The organism is Cryobacterium serini, assembly GCF_004404025.1.
In the GTDB taxonomy this organism is placed as follows: Bacteria; Actinomycetota; Actinomycetes; order Actinomycetales; family Microbacteriaceae; genus Cryobacterium; species Cryobacterium serini.
The window spans coordinates 59642-74622 of the sequence record NZ_SOHN01000003.1 but is presented as its reverse complement, the minus strand read 5'-3'; the positions used below and the strand labels follow the sequence as shown (position 1 = coordinate 74622).

Annotated in this window: 15 protein-coding genes; 12 read left to right on the top strand and 3 right to left on the bottom strand. The window is 63.0% G+C overall.

Annotated elements, in window-relative coordinates:
- The first annotated feature begins 138 nt into the window (after positions 1-138).
- From E3T51_RS00445 to E3T51_RS00415, 7 genes are all read left to right on the top strand, one after another.
- On the top strand, positions 139-432 hold the full coding sequence (locus E3T51_RS00445) for a hypothetical protein (protein ID WP_134526063.1): 294 nt from the start codon (positions 139-141) through the stop codon (positions 430-432).
- On the top strand, positions 429-3212 hold the full coding sequence (locus E3T51_RS00440) for a UvrD-helicase domain-containing protein (protein WP_134526060.1): 2784 nt from the start codon (positions 429-431) through the stop codon (positions 3210-3212). The genes E3T51_RS00445 and E3T51_RS00440 overlap by 4 nt, the downstream gene beginning before the upstream one ends.
- 26 nt (positions 3213-3238) lie before the next feature.
- Entirely contained in the window at positions 3239-4513 is a 1275-nt protein-coding gene (locus tag E3T51_RS00435) for an exonuclease domain-containing protein (RefSeq protein WP_241989086.1), read from the top strand.
- Between the two features lie 242 nt (positions 4514-4755).
- Positions 4756-5091: a hypothetical protein gene (locus tag E3T51_RS00430; protein ID WP_134526055.1), complete on the top strand. Its 336-nt coding sequence runs from the start codon at positions 4756-4758 to the stop codon at positions 5089-5091.
- Positions 5092-5793: 702 nt separating this feature from the next.
- On the top strand, positions 5794-7098 hold the full coding sequence (locus E3T51_RS00425) for a hypothetical protein (protein ID WP_134526052.1): 1305 nt from the start codon (positions 5794-5796) through the stop codon (positions 7096-7098).
- 3 nt (positions 7099-7101) lie between these two features.
- The gene (locus tag E3T51_RS17460; protein ID WP_134526049.1) at positions 7102-7584 is read left to right on the top strand and encodes a GNAT family N-acetyltransferase; all 483 of its coding nucleotides are present in this window, start codon (positions 7102-7104) and stop codon (positions 7582-7584) included.
- A 265-nt stretch (positions 7585-7849) separates the two neighbouring features.
- Entirely contained in the window at positions 7850-8191 is a 342-nt protein-coding gene (locus E3T51_RS00415; protein WP_134526046.1) for a hypothetical protein, read from the top strand.
- A gap of 25 nt (positions 8192-8216) precedes the next feature.
- On the opposite strand, the gene E3T51_RS00410 is transcribed toward E3T51_RS00415, so the two are convergent.
- Together E3T51_RS00410 and E3T51_RS00405 are read right to left on the bottom strand one after the other, a co-directional pair.
- Complete coding sequence (locus E3T51_RS00410) at positions 8217-8591, bottom strand: YccF domain-containing protein (RefSeq protein WP_134526044.1); 375 nt, start codon at positions 8589-8591, stop codon at positions 8217-8219.
- Positions 8588-9337: an IclR family transcriptional regulator gene (locus E3T51_RS00405; RefSeq protein WP_198417811.1), complete on the bottom strand. Its 750-nt coding sequence runs from the start codon at positions 9335-9337 to the stop codon at positions 8588-8590. Before E3T51_RS00405 ends, E3T51_RS00410 begins: the two co-directional genes overlap by 4 nt.
- Positions 9338-9506: 169 nt before the next feature.
- Here E3T51_RS00405 and E3T51_RS00400 point away from each other — a divergent pair, with 169 nt between their 5' ends.
- The 5 genes from E3T51_RS00400 to E3T51_RS00380 are packed head-to-tail and all read left to right on the top strand — an operon-like array spanning position 9507 to position 14454.
- On the top strand, positions 9507-10325 hold the full coding sequence (locus tag E3T51_RS00400; protein WP_104190832.1) for an ABC transporter ATP-binding protein: 819 nt from the start codon (positions 9507-9509) through the stop codon (positions 10323-10325).
- Position 10326: 1 nt separating this feature from the next.
- The gene (locus E3T51_RS00395; RefSeq protein WP_198417810.1) at positions 10327-11181 is read left to right on the top strand and encodes an ABC transporter permease; all 855 of its coding nucleotides are present in this window, start codon (positions 10327-10329) and stop codon (positions 11179-11181) included.
- Positions 11182-11211: 30 nt separating this feature from the next.
- Positions 11212-12252: an ABC transporter substrate-binding protein gene (locus tag E3T51_RS00390; RefSeq protein ID WP_166806326.1), complete on the top strand. Its 1041-nt coding sequence runs from the start codon at positions 11212-11214 to the stop codon at positions 12250-12252.
- Between the two features lie 40 nt (positions 12253-12292).
- Positions 12293-13531 (top strand): CaiB/BaiF CoA transferase family protein, encoded by a 1239-nt coding sequence (locus E3T51_RS00385; RefSeq protein WP_134526038.1) that lies wholly within the window; start codon positions 12293-12295, stop codon positions 13529-13531.
- On the top strand, positions 13531-14454 hold the full coding sequence (locus tag E3T51_RS00380) for a beta/alpha barrel domain-containing protein (RefSeq protein WP_134526035.1): 924 nt from the start codon (positions 13531-13533) through the stop codon (positions 14452-14454). The genes E3T51_RS00385 and E3T51_RS00380 overlap by 1 nt, the downstream gene beginning before the upstream one ends.
- Before the next feature lie 34 nt (positions 14455-14488).
- On the opposite strand, the gene E3T51_RS00375 is transcribed toward E3T51_RS00380, so the two are convergent.
- Positions 14489-14815, bottom strand: a complete 327-nt coding sequence (locus E3T51_RS00375; protein WP_134526032.1) for a cupin domain-containing protein — start codon at positions 14813-14815, stop codon at positions 14489-14491.
- Positions 14816-14981 lie beyond the last annotated feature (166 nt).

Sequence of the window (14981 nt, the reverse complement as noted above, 5' to 3'; positions counted from 1 at the left end):
CGGGCTGATTAGGCGGTTCGTTCATAAGGGTGCGAACCGTTGTCGGTACATCAGAGTCGGCGGCAAAAGACAAGAAGAACCCGGGGGTCCACCATTATTGGTTCAATGATTGCATCGCAATTCGCAGGAGTGGCAGCCGTGAAGTTGTGGGCGGGAATCTTGCCCTTCGTTGCCTCTTGGCCGCTTGACGGCATCGTGCAGGTATTTCGGCACAACGGCCTGAAGCTCTTCGAAATGGCGCTGGGCTTCCCCGTTCTCGTTGCCGGGGCCGGATACGTCGCGCAGCAATATGGGATGGGCGCTTCGGACGTTCCCACGGCCTCGATCGTACGCATGACTTCCCTGGCCCAAACGTTTTTCATGTTCACAATTCCGCTTTCCCTCATCGGCTTCGGTGCAAGCACGATCAAACTCCTGATCAGTTCCCGATGACCAAACACGCACGTCCGACGTGGCGGCCGTCCGCCTGGGGCAAAGCCTTCACCAAGTCCGGCGACTGGCAACTCGCGCTGCACGACGACATTGTCACCGTCACCGTCGGCGGTGTCGCCACCGCGACCGCGGTTGAGGACGTGTCGACCGTGGTCGTCACCCGCGGCCTGTTCTGGAGCCAGATCGAGCTGCAGGTGGCGGAACGGGTGAGCCGGCTCCGCGGCATCCGTTCGAAAAACGCTGCCGCGTTTGAGTACGCTTTCACGGCGTCGCGGCAGTCGCTGCAACTTCGGCAGCTCATCGCCGAGTTCGATGCGGCAGCCCACCAGGCAACGCTGTGGCTAAACGGCTTCACTGCCGCGCTCACCGAACATATGCAGACCAAGGGCTGGGTCACCACCGAATTCAGCACCGAATGGGCGAACCGCAAGACCGCCGTGGGCTTCAGCCACTTGCTCGACGATAAGGCCTTGCACCCCTATATTGCCGTCCAGCCGGTCGGCATCGTCAACACCATTGCCAGCTGGGCGAAAGACGTGCAAGACGTCGTTGCAGGTGAAAACCAGAACTATCTCGAGTCTGAGACTGAGGACTGCCGCGAATTCTTCGACAACGTGGAATCCTCTCCGCTGACCCCAGAGCAGACTCGCGCCGTGATCTGCTTTGATAACCGCATGCTGGTCGTCGCAGCCGCCGGCTCGGGCAAGACTTCCACCATGGTTGCCAAAGCCGGCTACGCGCTGCACCGCAACCTCATTCCGGCGGACAAGATACTCATGCTCGCCTTCAACTCGACGGCAGCCAAACAATTGCAGCAGCGCACCCGCGACCGGCTTTCACCTCTGGGCCTCAATGCCGAGCAGGTTGTCGCCCGCACATTTCATGCCTTCGGCCTCGACGTTATCGGCCAGGCCACCGGCAAGAAGCCGTCTTTGGCTCCAAGGCTCGAGGGCGGCAAAGATATAGAACAACTCGGCTTAATTGTCGACCGGTTGCGCGCCACCGACGTTATGTTCCGCTCGGAGTGGGACTTCTTTCGCGCTGTGCTGGCCCGTGACTACCCTGATGACGACGGAACGAAAGCCGACGCCAATGAGGGGTTTCAGACATCTCGCGGTGAAACCGTCAAAAGCGCTGGCGAGCGGATGATCGCTGACTGGCTGTTCTTCAACGGTGTCGATTACATCTACGAGAAGCGCTACGAAATTGAGACCGTTGACGCCGAGCATGTGCAGTACCGACCGGACTTCTACTATCCGGCCATCAACGCATATCACGAGCACTGGGCGATCGATGCGGAGGGGTTGTCGCCCTTTGACGGCTATCTCGAGAGCGTCGCGTGGAAGCGCAAAATACATCACACCAACGGGACCACTCTGCTTGAAACCACGATGTCCGAGCTCTGGAGTGGAAGGGATCTCACTCGTTTAGGAGCCGAGCTGACCCAACGAGGAATCTCGCTGCAGCCCGACGCCGACCGGCTTGCCGTCGGCCAGAAGCCGGTCGAGAATGCCCTCCTGCTGGGCACCTTTCGTTCGTTCCTTATCCACGCGAAGAGCAATTGCCTCACCGATGAGCAGCTGAGCGTTCGCCTCGCAGAATTAGCCCATGGTCCGGTGCGCTATCGCGACGCATCGTTCCTGAGACTGTTTGCGGCCATCCGTCGGGAATGGAACGAGAAACTAGCAGCCGACAACTGCATCGACTTCGAAGACATGCTCACGCTCTCGGCGCAGCACCTCGAAGACGGAGACTGGGACAGCCCATACGACCTCGTGATGGTCGACGAATTTCAGGACGCCAGCTTTGCCCGTGCCCGCCTCGCACGCGCGCTCGTGACCACACCTGGGAGCTACCTATTCGCGGTCGGCGACGACTGGCAGAGCATCAACCGCTTCGCCGGTGCCGATGTGTCGGTCATGACGGGCTTTGAAGGCTGGTTCGGCCCGAGCGACATCATGCGACTCGAACGCACCTTTCGTTTTTCGCAATCAATAGCGGATGTCTCCAGCGCCTTCGTCATGCAGAACCCCGTGCAGATCGCCAAAAGCGTCGTCTCTTCGACGGCCGAATATGCACCGACCGTGGGGATCATGACGGTTGAAGCTGATAATGCCGTGGCAGCAGCCATCCGTCATCGTTTGACCACGCTTCACAGCCACGTCGCGAGCGGCGCGATTCCCAGCGTGCCTGGCCGCAAATTGTCGGTGCTCGTGCTCGGTCGGTATCGGCACCAGAGTAGCTATCTGGACGGCTGCACGCACCTTCGGGACCTGCTCGATATCTCGTTCATGACGATTCACGCATCGAAAGGCGGCGAGGCCGACTACATCGTCATTCCTGGCTTGGTGTCGGGAAAATGGGGGTTCCCGAGCATCATCCCGAACGACCCTGTGTTGCGGCTCGCCATGCCGGCAGCCGAAGAATTTCCGAAGGCCGAAGAGCGTCGCTTGTTCTATGTGGCGCTGACCCGCGCGCGGCGCAGCGTTCTACTTGTCACTATCGACAAGCGCGAATCGCGCTTCGTCATGGAACTCATTCGCGACCAGGGCGTGGTGCGCACGAACGCCATCGGCGAGGTGCTGCACTCGATCGTCTGCCCGCGCTGCGGCCGCGAATTCATGGTCGAGCGCACTAGCAAGCGCGGACCGTTTCTCGGCTGCCGGCGTTACCCGCGCTGCAAGACCACGCTCTCCATCGACGGCAGCCCGTCGGTGCCGGTCGTAAAGCCGGTCGTCGGGTACCGCAAACCGTTCACGCCCTATCGTCGCAACCGCTGACACCCCCTCGTCTGTGGGCCGCGCCCATGTCTACCCCCTCGTTACAGTCAGAGGACCACCCCGTTCAGCTCTGGAGCAATATGCCCGGTTTCGCCGTTATCGACTTTGAGACAACCGGACTCTTCCCGGGCGGCCACGACCGCGTCATCGAGGTGGCCGTCGCGCATGTCAGCGCCGATGGGCAGATCGAAGGCCAATGGGAGACGCTCATCAACCCCGGGCGTGACCTTGGGCGTCAGGACATTCACCGCGTGCGTGCCGCCGATGTCATGCTCGCTCCCACCTTCGCTGAGGTGGCCCCGCTGCTCGTGGCACTGCTCGATGGCCGCGTCATCGTGGCTCATAACGCCGCCTTCGACACTCGGTTTCTGCTCGCCGAACTTGCCCGTGCTGGCTACCCGATTACCGACCCGGTGATCAGCCTGTGCACAATGCAGCTGGCCCGGGAATTTCTGCCCGGCACAGGTCGGTCGCTCGCCGACTGCTGCGCTGCCTATGACATCGATCTCACCGGAGCGCACCGGGCCTCCGTCGATACCAACGCCACCGCCCGGCTGCTCAGCAACTACATCGCCGCCGACCCCACCCTGTGGGCCGACCCACTCGACCGGGCCGCCGCCTACCGCTGGCCGACCCTGCCGGCGTCGGCGCGCCCGTGGTACGCGCGGCCGGATTTCGCGACGGAGCAGACAGCATCCGCTTTTCTGGCGCGCATCAGCGTGCGACTGCCCGAAATCAGCGGACCGGCCGAACACCAGGACTACCTTGCTCTGCTCGACCGCTGCCTGCTCGACCGACAACTTTCTGCTCACGAAGCGCAGGCGCTCGTGCAGCTCGCCGAGGAGCTCGGCCTCAGCCGCCACCGCTGCGAGCTGCTGCACGGCGAGTATTTCGCCGCGCTCGCCCGCATTGCCTGGGCCGACGGCACCCTCACAACGGATGAGATGGCCGACCTCGTCGACGTCGCCAACCTCCTCGACATCTCAGCGGATGCGCTCGACGCCGCGCTCGACCAGCCGGAGCAGGCCACCGCCTCGGTGGCGAGTGCGCACTTCGAACTACACCTCGGTGACCTCGTTGTGCTCACCGGGGACATGAACCGGCCGCGCAGCGATTGGGAATCGGAACTGCTGGCCCGCGGCTTCGCGCCAAAGAGTGCGGTGACCAAGAAGGTCACGCTTCTCGTTGCTGCCGACCCTGACTCCCTCTCGGGCAAGGCGCGCAAGGCCCGCGACTACGGTATTCCGATCGTGGGGGAGGCAGCCCTCACCCGGCTGGCGGGTGCGTTTCCGCTGCTCTGATCCGCAGCGGGGGTATCCATTGGCGCCGCTCCGCTTGTTGCTGCCGTGGCGCTCTGATTCGCCAGAACCTCCCTAAATGAGCCCTGTCCGAGGGCCGTGGGCGGGCTACGTGTTGACTAGAGTGCGGAGTACGGGCTGAAGCCCGCCTCGCGCACTCGGGACGATTGTTGGACTGCACGGCCATTCAGCCGTAGGCCCTGCAACCGGATCGAACTCGCCGAGCTAGCGAGAGGACAGCCAGCATGCCGCCGACTTGGCAGCCATCCGCCTGGGGCAAGGCCCTCACACGCGCCGGCGACTGGAAACTTGCACTCCACGGCGACAAGGTCACGGTCACCCTTGGTGGCGTCGCTATCGTGACCGCGGTTGAGGACGTCGAGATTCTCGTCGTTACCCGCGGTCTGTTCTGGAGCTATATCCGGATCGAGGTGGGGGAGTGGGTGAGTCTGCTCGACGGTATCCGCTCGAAGGACGCTGCCGCGTTTGAACAAGCCTTCGCCGCGTCACTTAAGGCGCTGCAACTTCGGCAGCGCATTGCGGAGTTCGATGCGGCGGCCCACCGAGCGAACCTTGACTGAACGGCTTCACTGTCGCGCTCGCGAAACACCTGCAGATCAAAGGGTTGATGACCGCCGGATTCGGCTCCGAATGGGCGGCCGCAGGGCTGCAGTCGGGTTCAGCCAACTGCTCGACGACGAGGCTTTGCGCCCGCATATTGACGCCCAGGCTGCCGAACGGCTCTGTGAGCTCCACTGAAACGAATGGAGCAGAAGAAAGGGACCAAGATAACCGGAATGCACAACCCTCCTCACCCGGGCGAGCTCTTTTAGGGCTGTCTCGGGGAGGTCAGTTTGGCCGGGGCCGCACGGCGCCTCGGAGTGGTCGACCCGTCGACCGCCAAGGGTGCGATTCGGTTGCGAACGCCGCGATAAGCGGTCACCACTGATGCCATCGCGTTTTCCGCAGCCATGTTCGGCGTTATTGCTGCGTGGATGCAGGTGTGATTAGCGGCGTAAACCCCGATTTGACGGCGGGAGATGGCCGAACCGGGGTCGTTAACACACGATTCGTGATGTAGCACGAGTTCCGGGTTCGGGTGAAACTCGAACTCTTCGTAGCCCAATGGCTACAAACGCCTAAGTCTGTCCGCGAGGGGGGAGCCACAGGGCGCGCCACCGCCGTAGCAAGGGTTCCGCTCGTTCCACAGGTACTCCACCCCCGAAATGGGGCATGCGTATGGCGGAGTGCTTCCTCAGGAGGCTGACACAATTCCTGTAGTCATGAAAAACATCCAAGTCATCGCCGCCTACGACCTCGGGGGCAGACTAGGTGATGTCCGAGCTGCCATGCAACGCCTGCAAGAGGCATACGGAAACGTCGGCATTGACGCACTTGGCGCGCGCTCGTTCAACCTCTCGTACCTGAATTGGCACGACCCAATCATTCGTTTCGAAACGCCGATGTTCGTGGCTGACATTGCGGGGCAAAGCTACGAAGTTGAACGCGTTGGCTACATCTACCCTTGGCTCGGCGTGATGCACCTCACTCTTGATTTCACTCTCCCGAAATCAACCAGGCCTGACCAGTTGCTGGACTTCTACGACGGGTTTGTCTCTTGGAAGAACGCAGATTACCTGCCGTACTTGGCTCGGGCTGGTTCGATGACCGAGTCCCTGCGTGTGCAGACAGGCTTCTCCGAGTCGCGACGCGCCGATGTTGGCGAGCTATCGGTGGTGGTCGATACCGTGATTGTTCTAGTCGAGGATCTTCTCGTTCCAAGACCCGGACGCTACGCGTTCCACGACTTTCGGACGATCTTCATCACGGATCAAGCCTCAAAGGATGAGGCGGAGTACGCCGAGCTCCTTGAGCTGGTTCCTTCAAATTTTCGGGGGCTGAATTCAACGCCGCCAGAGTTTCATGGGCTTTGTGTCTCGGGGGTGAAAACGGCATCGACTGGCTGGGTGACTGTCGTCGAGCATCAAGATAACGTCACCTCGAAGTCGCTGGTAGATCAGATTCAGCTCCTGACCCGGCTCGCGCACGCCCAATGGTTCGTCTCGCAATGCTGGCTCTACCTGCTCGGTCGGGGCATCGCCGACGGTAGCGCCGATGGCGACGAAAGCGGCATATACGAGTTGGCGAGGTTCAGGGGTGTCTTTGCAGCCGATGCCGCCGAGGTCGGAAATGCCGACATCATGCTGAAGGACCCCCGCCTGATCAGGGTTTCAAAGACGCTTTCATCTGCGTTCAATGTCGAAGGGCACCGTCGGACAGCTGAAGAACGGTTCGCGGCAGTCACAGAGGCAGAGACCAAACGCATCGAACGCCAACGGACACTTGAAGCCGAAAGGCTACAACTCCTCTTCTCCATCTCCGCGGCCGTGGCAGCTGCCTCGTTGGTGCCCATGCTTGCCAGCGCCGCCTTCCCAGTCGCGGTGACGACCGTTGCGATCGCGGCGCTTCTCTGTGGCGGGTTCATCGTGAATGTCGCGCTGTTGATCAAGCGAATGCAGCGCATCCGTCTGCAACAGAGCCGTCGCAAACCACTCATCGCTTTTATCAGTGAACGTGTCGGAGGTTAACTTATGTATGGAATCACGATCGGCGATAGTGGCCTGAAGCAAACTAAAGCGTTGCGCTCGACGGTGCTTGCTTGGCAACAACTTGAAATTGCGCCAGACCGTGATCGGCGTGCGAGGCACTTCGTTGCTCGAACTGACGATGGTGTGACAGTCGGGTGCGCGAGTTGCGGTCCAGCGCCGTTCCCCGACGTAGCGTTCGATGAGCACTCTTCAATGCGTTTCTGGGGTGTGGCTGTTTTGGCACCCTACCGAGGTCGGGGCATTGGGCAGGCTCTCATGCGAGCCGTCTTGGCGCGAGGCTCCGAGCTTGCTGTTGACCTGGTCTGGGCCAATGCCCGAAAAAGTGCCCTGTCGTTCTACACGGACCTGCGTTTCGAGACGGTTGGTGACCCGTTCACCGACGCCCTGTCTGGACTAGATGATCGAAGGGTCGTACTGCACTTGACCGATGCGAACTCTCGAAAGTGGATTCATCGGGTCCAGTGACGGGCCAGGTTTTGCTCTGCTGGCTGGAGAGATTCTCAAAGGGCCCGATCAACGCTCATGCACCGGTCGCGCGGCTGCCGGCTCGAAGATGTTCTGAGGCCAATTTTAGCTCGCGCCAAGAGCCCCGGTCCGGCGCTCAGCACCAGGAATCCGTACAGTGGAGACGGGCCCAATGGCTCCACCCAAACGTGCAACGCGTGTTTGTGCGGGTGCTCGGTGGATCGAGCAGCAATCAATGGTCCCGATGCTGATGACGGCTCATCGGATGAGGGATAGGAAGCCCCACACATCCCGCTGGAACTGGTTTCTGGTCTCGTTGTTACTTGGGCCCATCGCCACGTTCTTCATCGTGGTCTGGGAGCCGGTCACCGAGCCGCCACTGGAGCCGATGCATCCGTTTAAAAGGCTGGACGACCGCTACCTCACCCTCGCCTTCTTGGCCGTGGTGCTCACGATCGGTGCGCTGCTCTTCGCGGCGGTCCGGAGTGCCGGGTATATGTGGGTGGTCGCCGGTCTCGGTGCCGCGGCTGTCGTGGTCTTTCTCGTACTCTTTCGCCGGGCACGCCAAAAGCGCATGGCGGCACGCGCGCACGCACTCAGTTCCTGATTACCGACGGCATGACCTGTGCACGCTAGGGCGTGTCGACGATCTGCTTGCCGAGCGGCATCAGGGCCACCGGGATCAGCTTGAAGTTGGCGATTCCGAAAGGGATACCAATGATGGTGAAGCAGAGAGCGATGCCCGAGATCAAATGTTCGAGGGCGATCCACCAGCCGGCCAGAATGACCCAGACGACGTTGCCGAGAAGCGACGCGACCCCGGCGTTCGGCGTCTCAACCACGGTCTTGCCAAACGGCCAGAGGGCGTAGACGCCGATGCGCGCGGCCGCAATGCCCCACGGGATGGTGACGATGAGCACGCACATGATGACCGCGGCCACCATGTAGCCGAGGAACAGCCAGAAGCCTGAGAGCACGAACCAGATGATATTGAGGAGGGTCTTCATGATGGTCCTATTCTCTCAAACCCCAGCGCCGCCGAGATCAGCGCCGCGCACTCAACGACCGGCTCCGTATACCCTGGAACCGCGGTCGCCTCGTTGAGCCTCGAAAACGGGGCTACGATGCCCACCACGGCCACCACATTGCCATGGTGGTCGAAGACGGGGGAGCTCACCGAGGCGACTTCGGGCTCGCGCTCCTCGAACGATGACGCCCAGCCCTGGGTGCGAATCTGATCCAGCAGCTCGGCGGGCAGCGCCTCCTCCGGCGCAACGGTCAGCAGCTCCTGTCGGGCGAATTCATCGAAGGCCAGAAAGACCTTGCCGGCCGAACCCAGGTGCAGTGGCATGACGGTGCCCACCTCGAGCACGCGGGAGATGGCGCGCGGCGAGCGCGCCGTGGCCACCACGGTTCGGTACTGCCGCCAGCGCACATAGAGCACCGATGACTCCTGGGTCTGTTCACGCAGGGTCTGCAGCATCGGGCGGGAGGCCTGGATCACGTCGAGGCCCTGCGTGGCATTGATCGCCCAGCGCGCCACGCCCAGACCAATGCGGTAGCCGCTGCCGTCGCGGTCGAGAAAGCCCTCCGACACCAGGTTCTGAACGAGGCGCTGCGTGGTGCTCTCGGGCAGTCCGGCGCGTTTGCGAATCGCGCTCAGCGACAGGGTGGGTTCCTCCACGGTGAAGCAGTCCATGATTTGGCGAATCTTGCCCAGCACCAAAATGCGGTTGCCAGCTGTTTCAGTCACGAGGTGTCCTTGTCTGCGCTCTGCGAGCGAAGCATTCGTTTGTCACAGAGCCATTATTCATTGCGTTCGGGTGCAAAGCGCCACTAGGGTTCATGTAACCACATTGCGAGTGGTTCACTCTCAATGCGAGTGAGTATTTCGACACCCGGCCTGTAAGGAATGCATGACGATGACGTCAACAGAAACAGCGCACGTACCGGCGGTTCAGCTCGATGCCTGCACCAAGGAGTTCGTGACGCCCCAGGGCGGCTCGTATTTCGCGGTTAAGGGCATCGACCTCACGGTGATGCCGGGCAAGTTTGTGTCGATCGTGGGCCCAACAGGATGTGGCAAGTCCACGGTGCTCAACATGGCCGCTGGGCTGATGGCGCCGAGCCAGGGCGAGGCGCGCAGTTTCGGCGCCCCGGTGGTGGGCGTCAACCGCCGAGCCTCGTACATGTTTCAGCAGGACGCCCTACTGCCGTGGAAGACCGTGCTCGACAACGTGTCGCTCGGCCTCATCATGCGCGGCGTTGGCAAGAAGGAAGCGGCCGCCGAGGCGCGCCGCTGGCTCGCCAAGGTGGGCCTGTCGAACTTCGAAGACCGCTACCCGCACCAGCTCAGCGGCGGCATGCGCAAGCGCACGTCCATCGCGCAGGCCTGGATCGTGAACCCCGACATTCTGCTCATGGATGAACCCTTTTCCGCCCTCGACGTGCAGACCCGCCAGATCATGGAAAACGAGCTGCTCGACATCTGGCAGGAGTCGGGCAAGGCCGTGATCTTCATCACCCACGACCTCGACGAAGCCATCGCCCTCAGCGACGAGGTCGTGCTGCTCAGCGCCGGCCCCGCGAGCCACGTGGTGGCCCGCTACGACATCACCCTGCCGCGCCCGCGCAACCTGCTCGAGATTCGTGACGACCCGCAGTTTGTCGAACTGCACCGGGAGATCTGGGGCAAGCTGCGCGACGAAGTGGCCAAGACCTACGCGGCAAAGGCGGCCTGACATGTCAACGACGACTACTCGAACGGATGCCGCGCCCGCCGCATCCGCTGCCCGCCGGCCCCGCAGCGGCCCGGCCCGGCCTCGCAGCGAAACGCCCGCGGCGCTGATGCGCTTCTACCAGCTGCTGCTCACCGCGGTGGTGCTCGGTGCCTGGGAGATTCTCGGCCGGGCCGGCGTGATCGATACGTTCTTCTTCTCGCTGCCGAGCGCCATCGGCGTGGCTGTGTGGGACTGGATCGTGACCGGGTTCATCTTTCCGCACCTCTGGATCACCCTGCAGGAAGCCCTCTACGCCTTCATCATCGGCACCGGGCTCGGCCTTATTCTCGGCTTTCTGCTGGCCAGGGTGCGTTTTCTCGAGCGGCTGTTTGAACCGTTCGTGCAGATGTTCAACGCCCTGCCCCGCGTGGTGCTCGCGCCCATCTTCCTCTTGTGGTTCGGGCTCGGCATCGAGTCGAAGGTGGCGTTCGGCGTCACCCTGGTCTTCTTCATCGTGTTCTTCAACGTGCTGCAGGGCGTGAAAAGCGTCGACAAGGTGTTGCTCGACAACGCCCGCATGCTCGGTGCCACCGAACGCCACCTCATTCAACACGTCGTGCTGCCGAGCGCCCTCACCTGGATTTTCTCCAGCCTGCACATCAGCGTGGGCTTCGCCATCGTGGGCGCGGTCGTGGGCGAATACCTCGGCGCTGCCGCTGGCGTCGGCTACGTCATCGCTCAGGCCCAGGGCGTGTTTGACACCGAAGGCGTGTTCGCGGGCATGTTCATCCTCATGATCGTGGTGCTCTTCGTCGACCTCGGCGTGAACCGGCTCGAACGCTACCTGCTGCGCTGGCGCCCGGTTCCCGGCGCGTAAATACTGATCCTCCTAGAGAAAGAGAACACCGTGTCCCTGCCCAAAAAGTTCACCGTGGCCGCCGCAGCGTTGCTCACCGCCACCCTGTTCGCCGGCTGCAGCAGTACCACAAGCGGGGGAGCGGATGCCGCAGCCACCCCCAAGGTCGCCATCGGCATCGGCGGCCAGACCCTGCTCACCTACCTACCCACCACCCTCGCCGAGCAGCTCGGCTACTACGAAGAGGAAGGGCTTGACGTAGAACTGCAAGACCTGCAGGGCGGGTCGAAGGCCCTCACCGCGCTGCTCGGCGGCAGCGTGAACGTGGTGAGCGGCTACTACGAGCACACCATTCAGATGCAGGCGAAGAACCAGAGCATCACCTCGTTCGTGCAGATGGGCAAGTCGCCGGCCATCGCCCTCGTCGTGGCTCCGGGATCAACCTCCGAGATCACATCCCTCGACGACCTCATCGGCAAGAGCGTTGGCGTCACCGCGCCGGGCTCCTCCACCCACACCATGCTGCGCTTTCTGCTCGAGGAGGCGGGATTGAACCCCGATGGCGTCAGTGTCGTCGCGATGGGCGCCGGGGCATCCGCTGTGGCCGCCATGGAGTCCGGTGGAGTCGTGGCCGGCGTGATGCTCGAGCCCGACGTATCGGTGCTCGCGGAGCGCACCGGCGCCGAAACCGTGAGCCTGGCCGACCTGCGCTCGCCGGCGGGCGTGGAGGAGCACTACGACACTGACATGTGGCCGTCGTCGTCGTTCTACGCGCAGAGCGACTGGCTCAAGAAGAACCCCGAAACCGCGCAAAAGCTCGCGAACGTGCTGACCAAGACGCTCGCCTACATTGCCGAGCACACCGGCGCCGAGATCGCAGCCGAGATGCCGGAGACCTTCAGCGGCGGAGACCTCGAACGCTACGCCGCGCTCATCGAAGAGCTCAAGCCGCAGCTCACCGAAGACGGACGCAACAGCGAGGCCGGTGCCGAGGCCGTGCTCGACACCCAGCGCATCGCCAACCCGGAGGTCGGTGACGCCGAGATCGACCTCGCCACCACCTACACCAACGAGTTCGTCGGCGGAAAATAGTCACGCCTGGCACCGCAGCATCCGCTTGAAAGGACTTGATATGACCAACGTGGCCCCGCTCGCCGGTGTGCGTGTGCTCGAACTCGGCAACTTCATCGCCGCGCCAACGGCCGGGCGCATGCTGGCCGATTTCGGCGCCGAGGTGATCAAGGTGGAACGGCCCGGAACCGGAGACGAGCTGCGCAACTGGCGGCTGCACGCCGGCAGCACGTCGATGCTGTTTCGCACGATCAACCGTAACAAGAAGTCGATCGTGCTCGATCTTAAGACCGAGCTGGGGCGCGACATCGTGCTGGAACTCGTGGCGCACTGCGACGTGGTGCTCGAGAATTTTCGGCCGGGCACGTTGGAAAAGTGGGGGCTCGGGCCCGCCGCGTTGAACGCGGTGAATCCCAACCTCATTCTCACCCGGGTGTCGGCGTTCGGGCAGACCGGGCCGCTCTCGCAGCGCCCTGGATTCGCCGCGGTCGCCGAGGCCATGGGCGGCTTTCGCGACCTCGTGGGCGACCCCGACCGGCCTCCCGTGCGGGTCGGCGTGTCGATCGGCGACTCGATCGCCGGGCTCTACGCGGCGTTCGGTTCGGTAATGGCCCTGTTTCAGCGCGAGGTGCGTCAGGGCCGAACGGATGCTGCGCTCGAGTTGCACGAACGCGTCATCGACGTAGCGCTCAACGAATCGATGCTGTCGATGATGGAATCGCTGATACCCGACTATTCGGCGTATGGCGTGGCGCGGGAGCGAGTCGGCGGCCGGATGGACGGCATCGCCCCGACCAACGCCTACCTCTGCGGCGACGGCGCCAGCATCGTGATCGCCGGCAACGCGGATGCCATCTACCAGCGCTACATGCACGTGATCGGCCGCGATGACCTCGGGAGCGACCCCGGGTTGCAGAACAACGCGGCGCGGTGGCTGCGGCGGGATGAGCTCGACGCCGCGATCGGGGCGTGGACGTTGGGGCTTTCGGCGAGAGCGGCTTTGGCCGTGTTGGAGGAGGCGGGGGTTCCGTCTGGTCCTATCTATACGGCCGCCGATATCTGCGCGGACGCGCAGTACGAGGCGCGCAACATGATCCAGCGCTTCGATGTCTCCGACGGGTCGCAGGTTTTACCCGGCGTGGGTTTCCCTGGCATTGTGCCCGTGATCGGCGAACGCTCACTCGACATCCAGACCCTCGGGCCTGACCTCGGGGAGCACACCCGCGAGGTGCTGTCTGGAGTTCTGGGCAAGAGCTCTGCCGAGATAGACCACATCATGAGCGAATTGCAGCCCGCCTGATGTTCACCCTCGAACCCACCGCGGTGCTGCGTGACGTCACCCTGCGCGACGGCCTGCAACTCACCGGCGGCATGCTCTCCACCGAGCGCAAGCTCGCGACCATTCGGTCATTGCTCGCGCTCGGAGTGGAGTCGCTGGAGGTCGGGTCGATGGCCCGGCCCGACCTCGTGCCATCGATGGCGAATACCCTCGAGGTGCTCGCGGAGCTCACGCCCGCTGAGCTGGCGCGGTGCTGGGTGTGGGTCGCCACGCCGCGGCATGTGGAGCGCGCCGCCGCCGCGGGCGCCCGCAACTTTCAGTACTGCTTCTCCGCAACGGATGCCCACAACCAGGCCAACATCGGCCGCACCACCGAGGCGAGTCTTTCCGCCATGCCGGCGGCCGTGGAGATCAGCCGTGATGTGGATGGGCAGATCCAATTGTGCGTCGCGACCTCGTTCACGTGCCCGTTCGACGGGCAGGTCGACCCGTCGCGGGTAGTGCAGATTGCGCAAGACGAACGCGCAGCCGGGGCCGCGCACGTGGTGATCTGTGACACGCTCGGGCAGGCGGTTCCGGCTCAGGTGTCGTCACTCATTACGCGTGTGCGCCTCGAGACGCCGGCCCGCGAGATTGTTTTTCACGGGCACGACACGTGGGGGCTGGGCGTGGCGAACACGCTCGCGGCTATTTCCGCCGGGGCCACCATGGTGGACGGAGCGCTCGGTGGTCTGGGCGGATGCCCCTTCGCGCCGGGAGCCAGTGGCAACACCGCGAGCGAGGACATCCTCTTTGCCACCCGCCCGCCGTGGCTGACACCCGACGTGTTCGGGTCACTCGTGCGCGTATCGGAAACGTTGCTGATGGAACTCGGCGAGCCGAACCGTTCGAAAGCCGCCCAGGGCGCCCGCTCACCCGCGAAGGCCTTCGACTGGGTGCTGTAGTTCGTCGAAGTCGTGGCTCGAAAATCTGTGGCGTCTAGCCGATCAGGGTGAGCATCAGTCGTGACTCTTCAAGCGCCTCGACCTCGTGCTCCAGGCCGGCATCGAGCCGCAGCAGGGCGCCAGGCACGAGGTCGGTGACCTGTCCGCCGGCGGTGACGCGTAGGCATCCGTCTAGGGCTTGCATCAGTAAAATCTTGGGCGCTGAGTGTTGCTTGAGAATGAAGTCGGCCTCGAAAGTGAGTACAACCACCCGCACCCCGGGAGAGGAGAGAACCGTGCTGTGACCGAGTCGACCGGGTTCCACCGCTGCGTCGGCTCGAACGTTCACGATGTGGGTGACGGGCAGTGTTGGATGTTCCATGATTCAACGCTAGACCCGCGCGCGCCTTTCTCTTGATCGACGCTGATTGCTAAAATTAACGATGTCTGGGAGCCAGCCCTGAGCATCCGTTTTAGGTGTATCGCTCGAAAGCATCGCTGGGTATCGTTGACGTATCGCTGTATATCGTTCGCAATACTTACAGGAG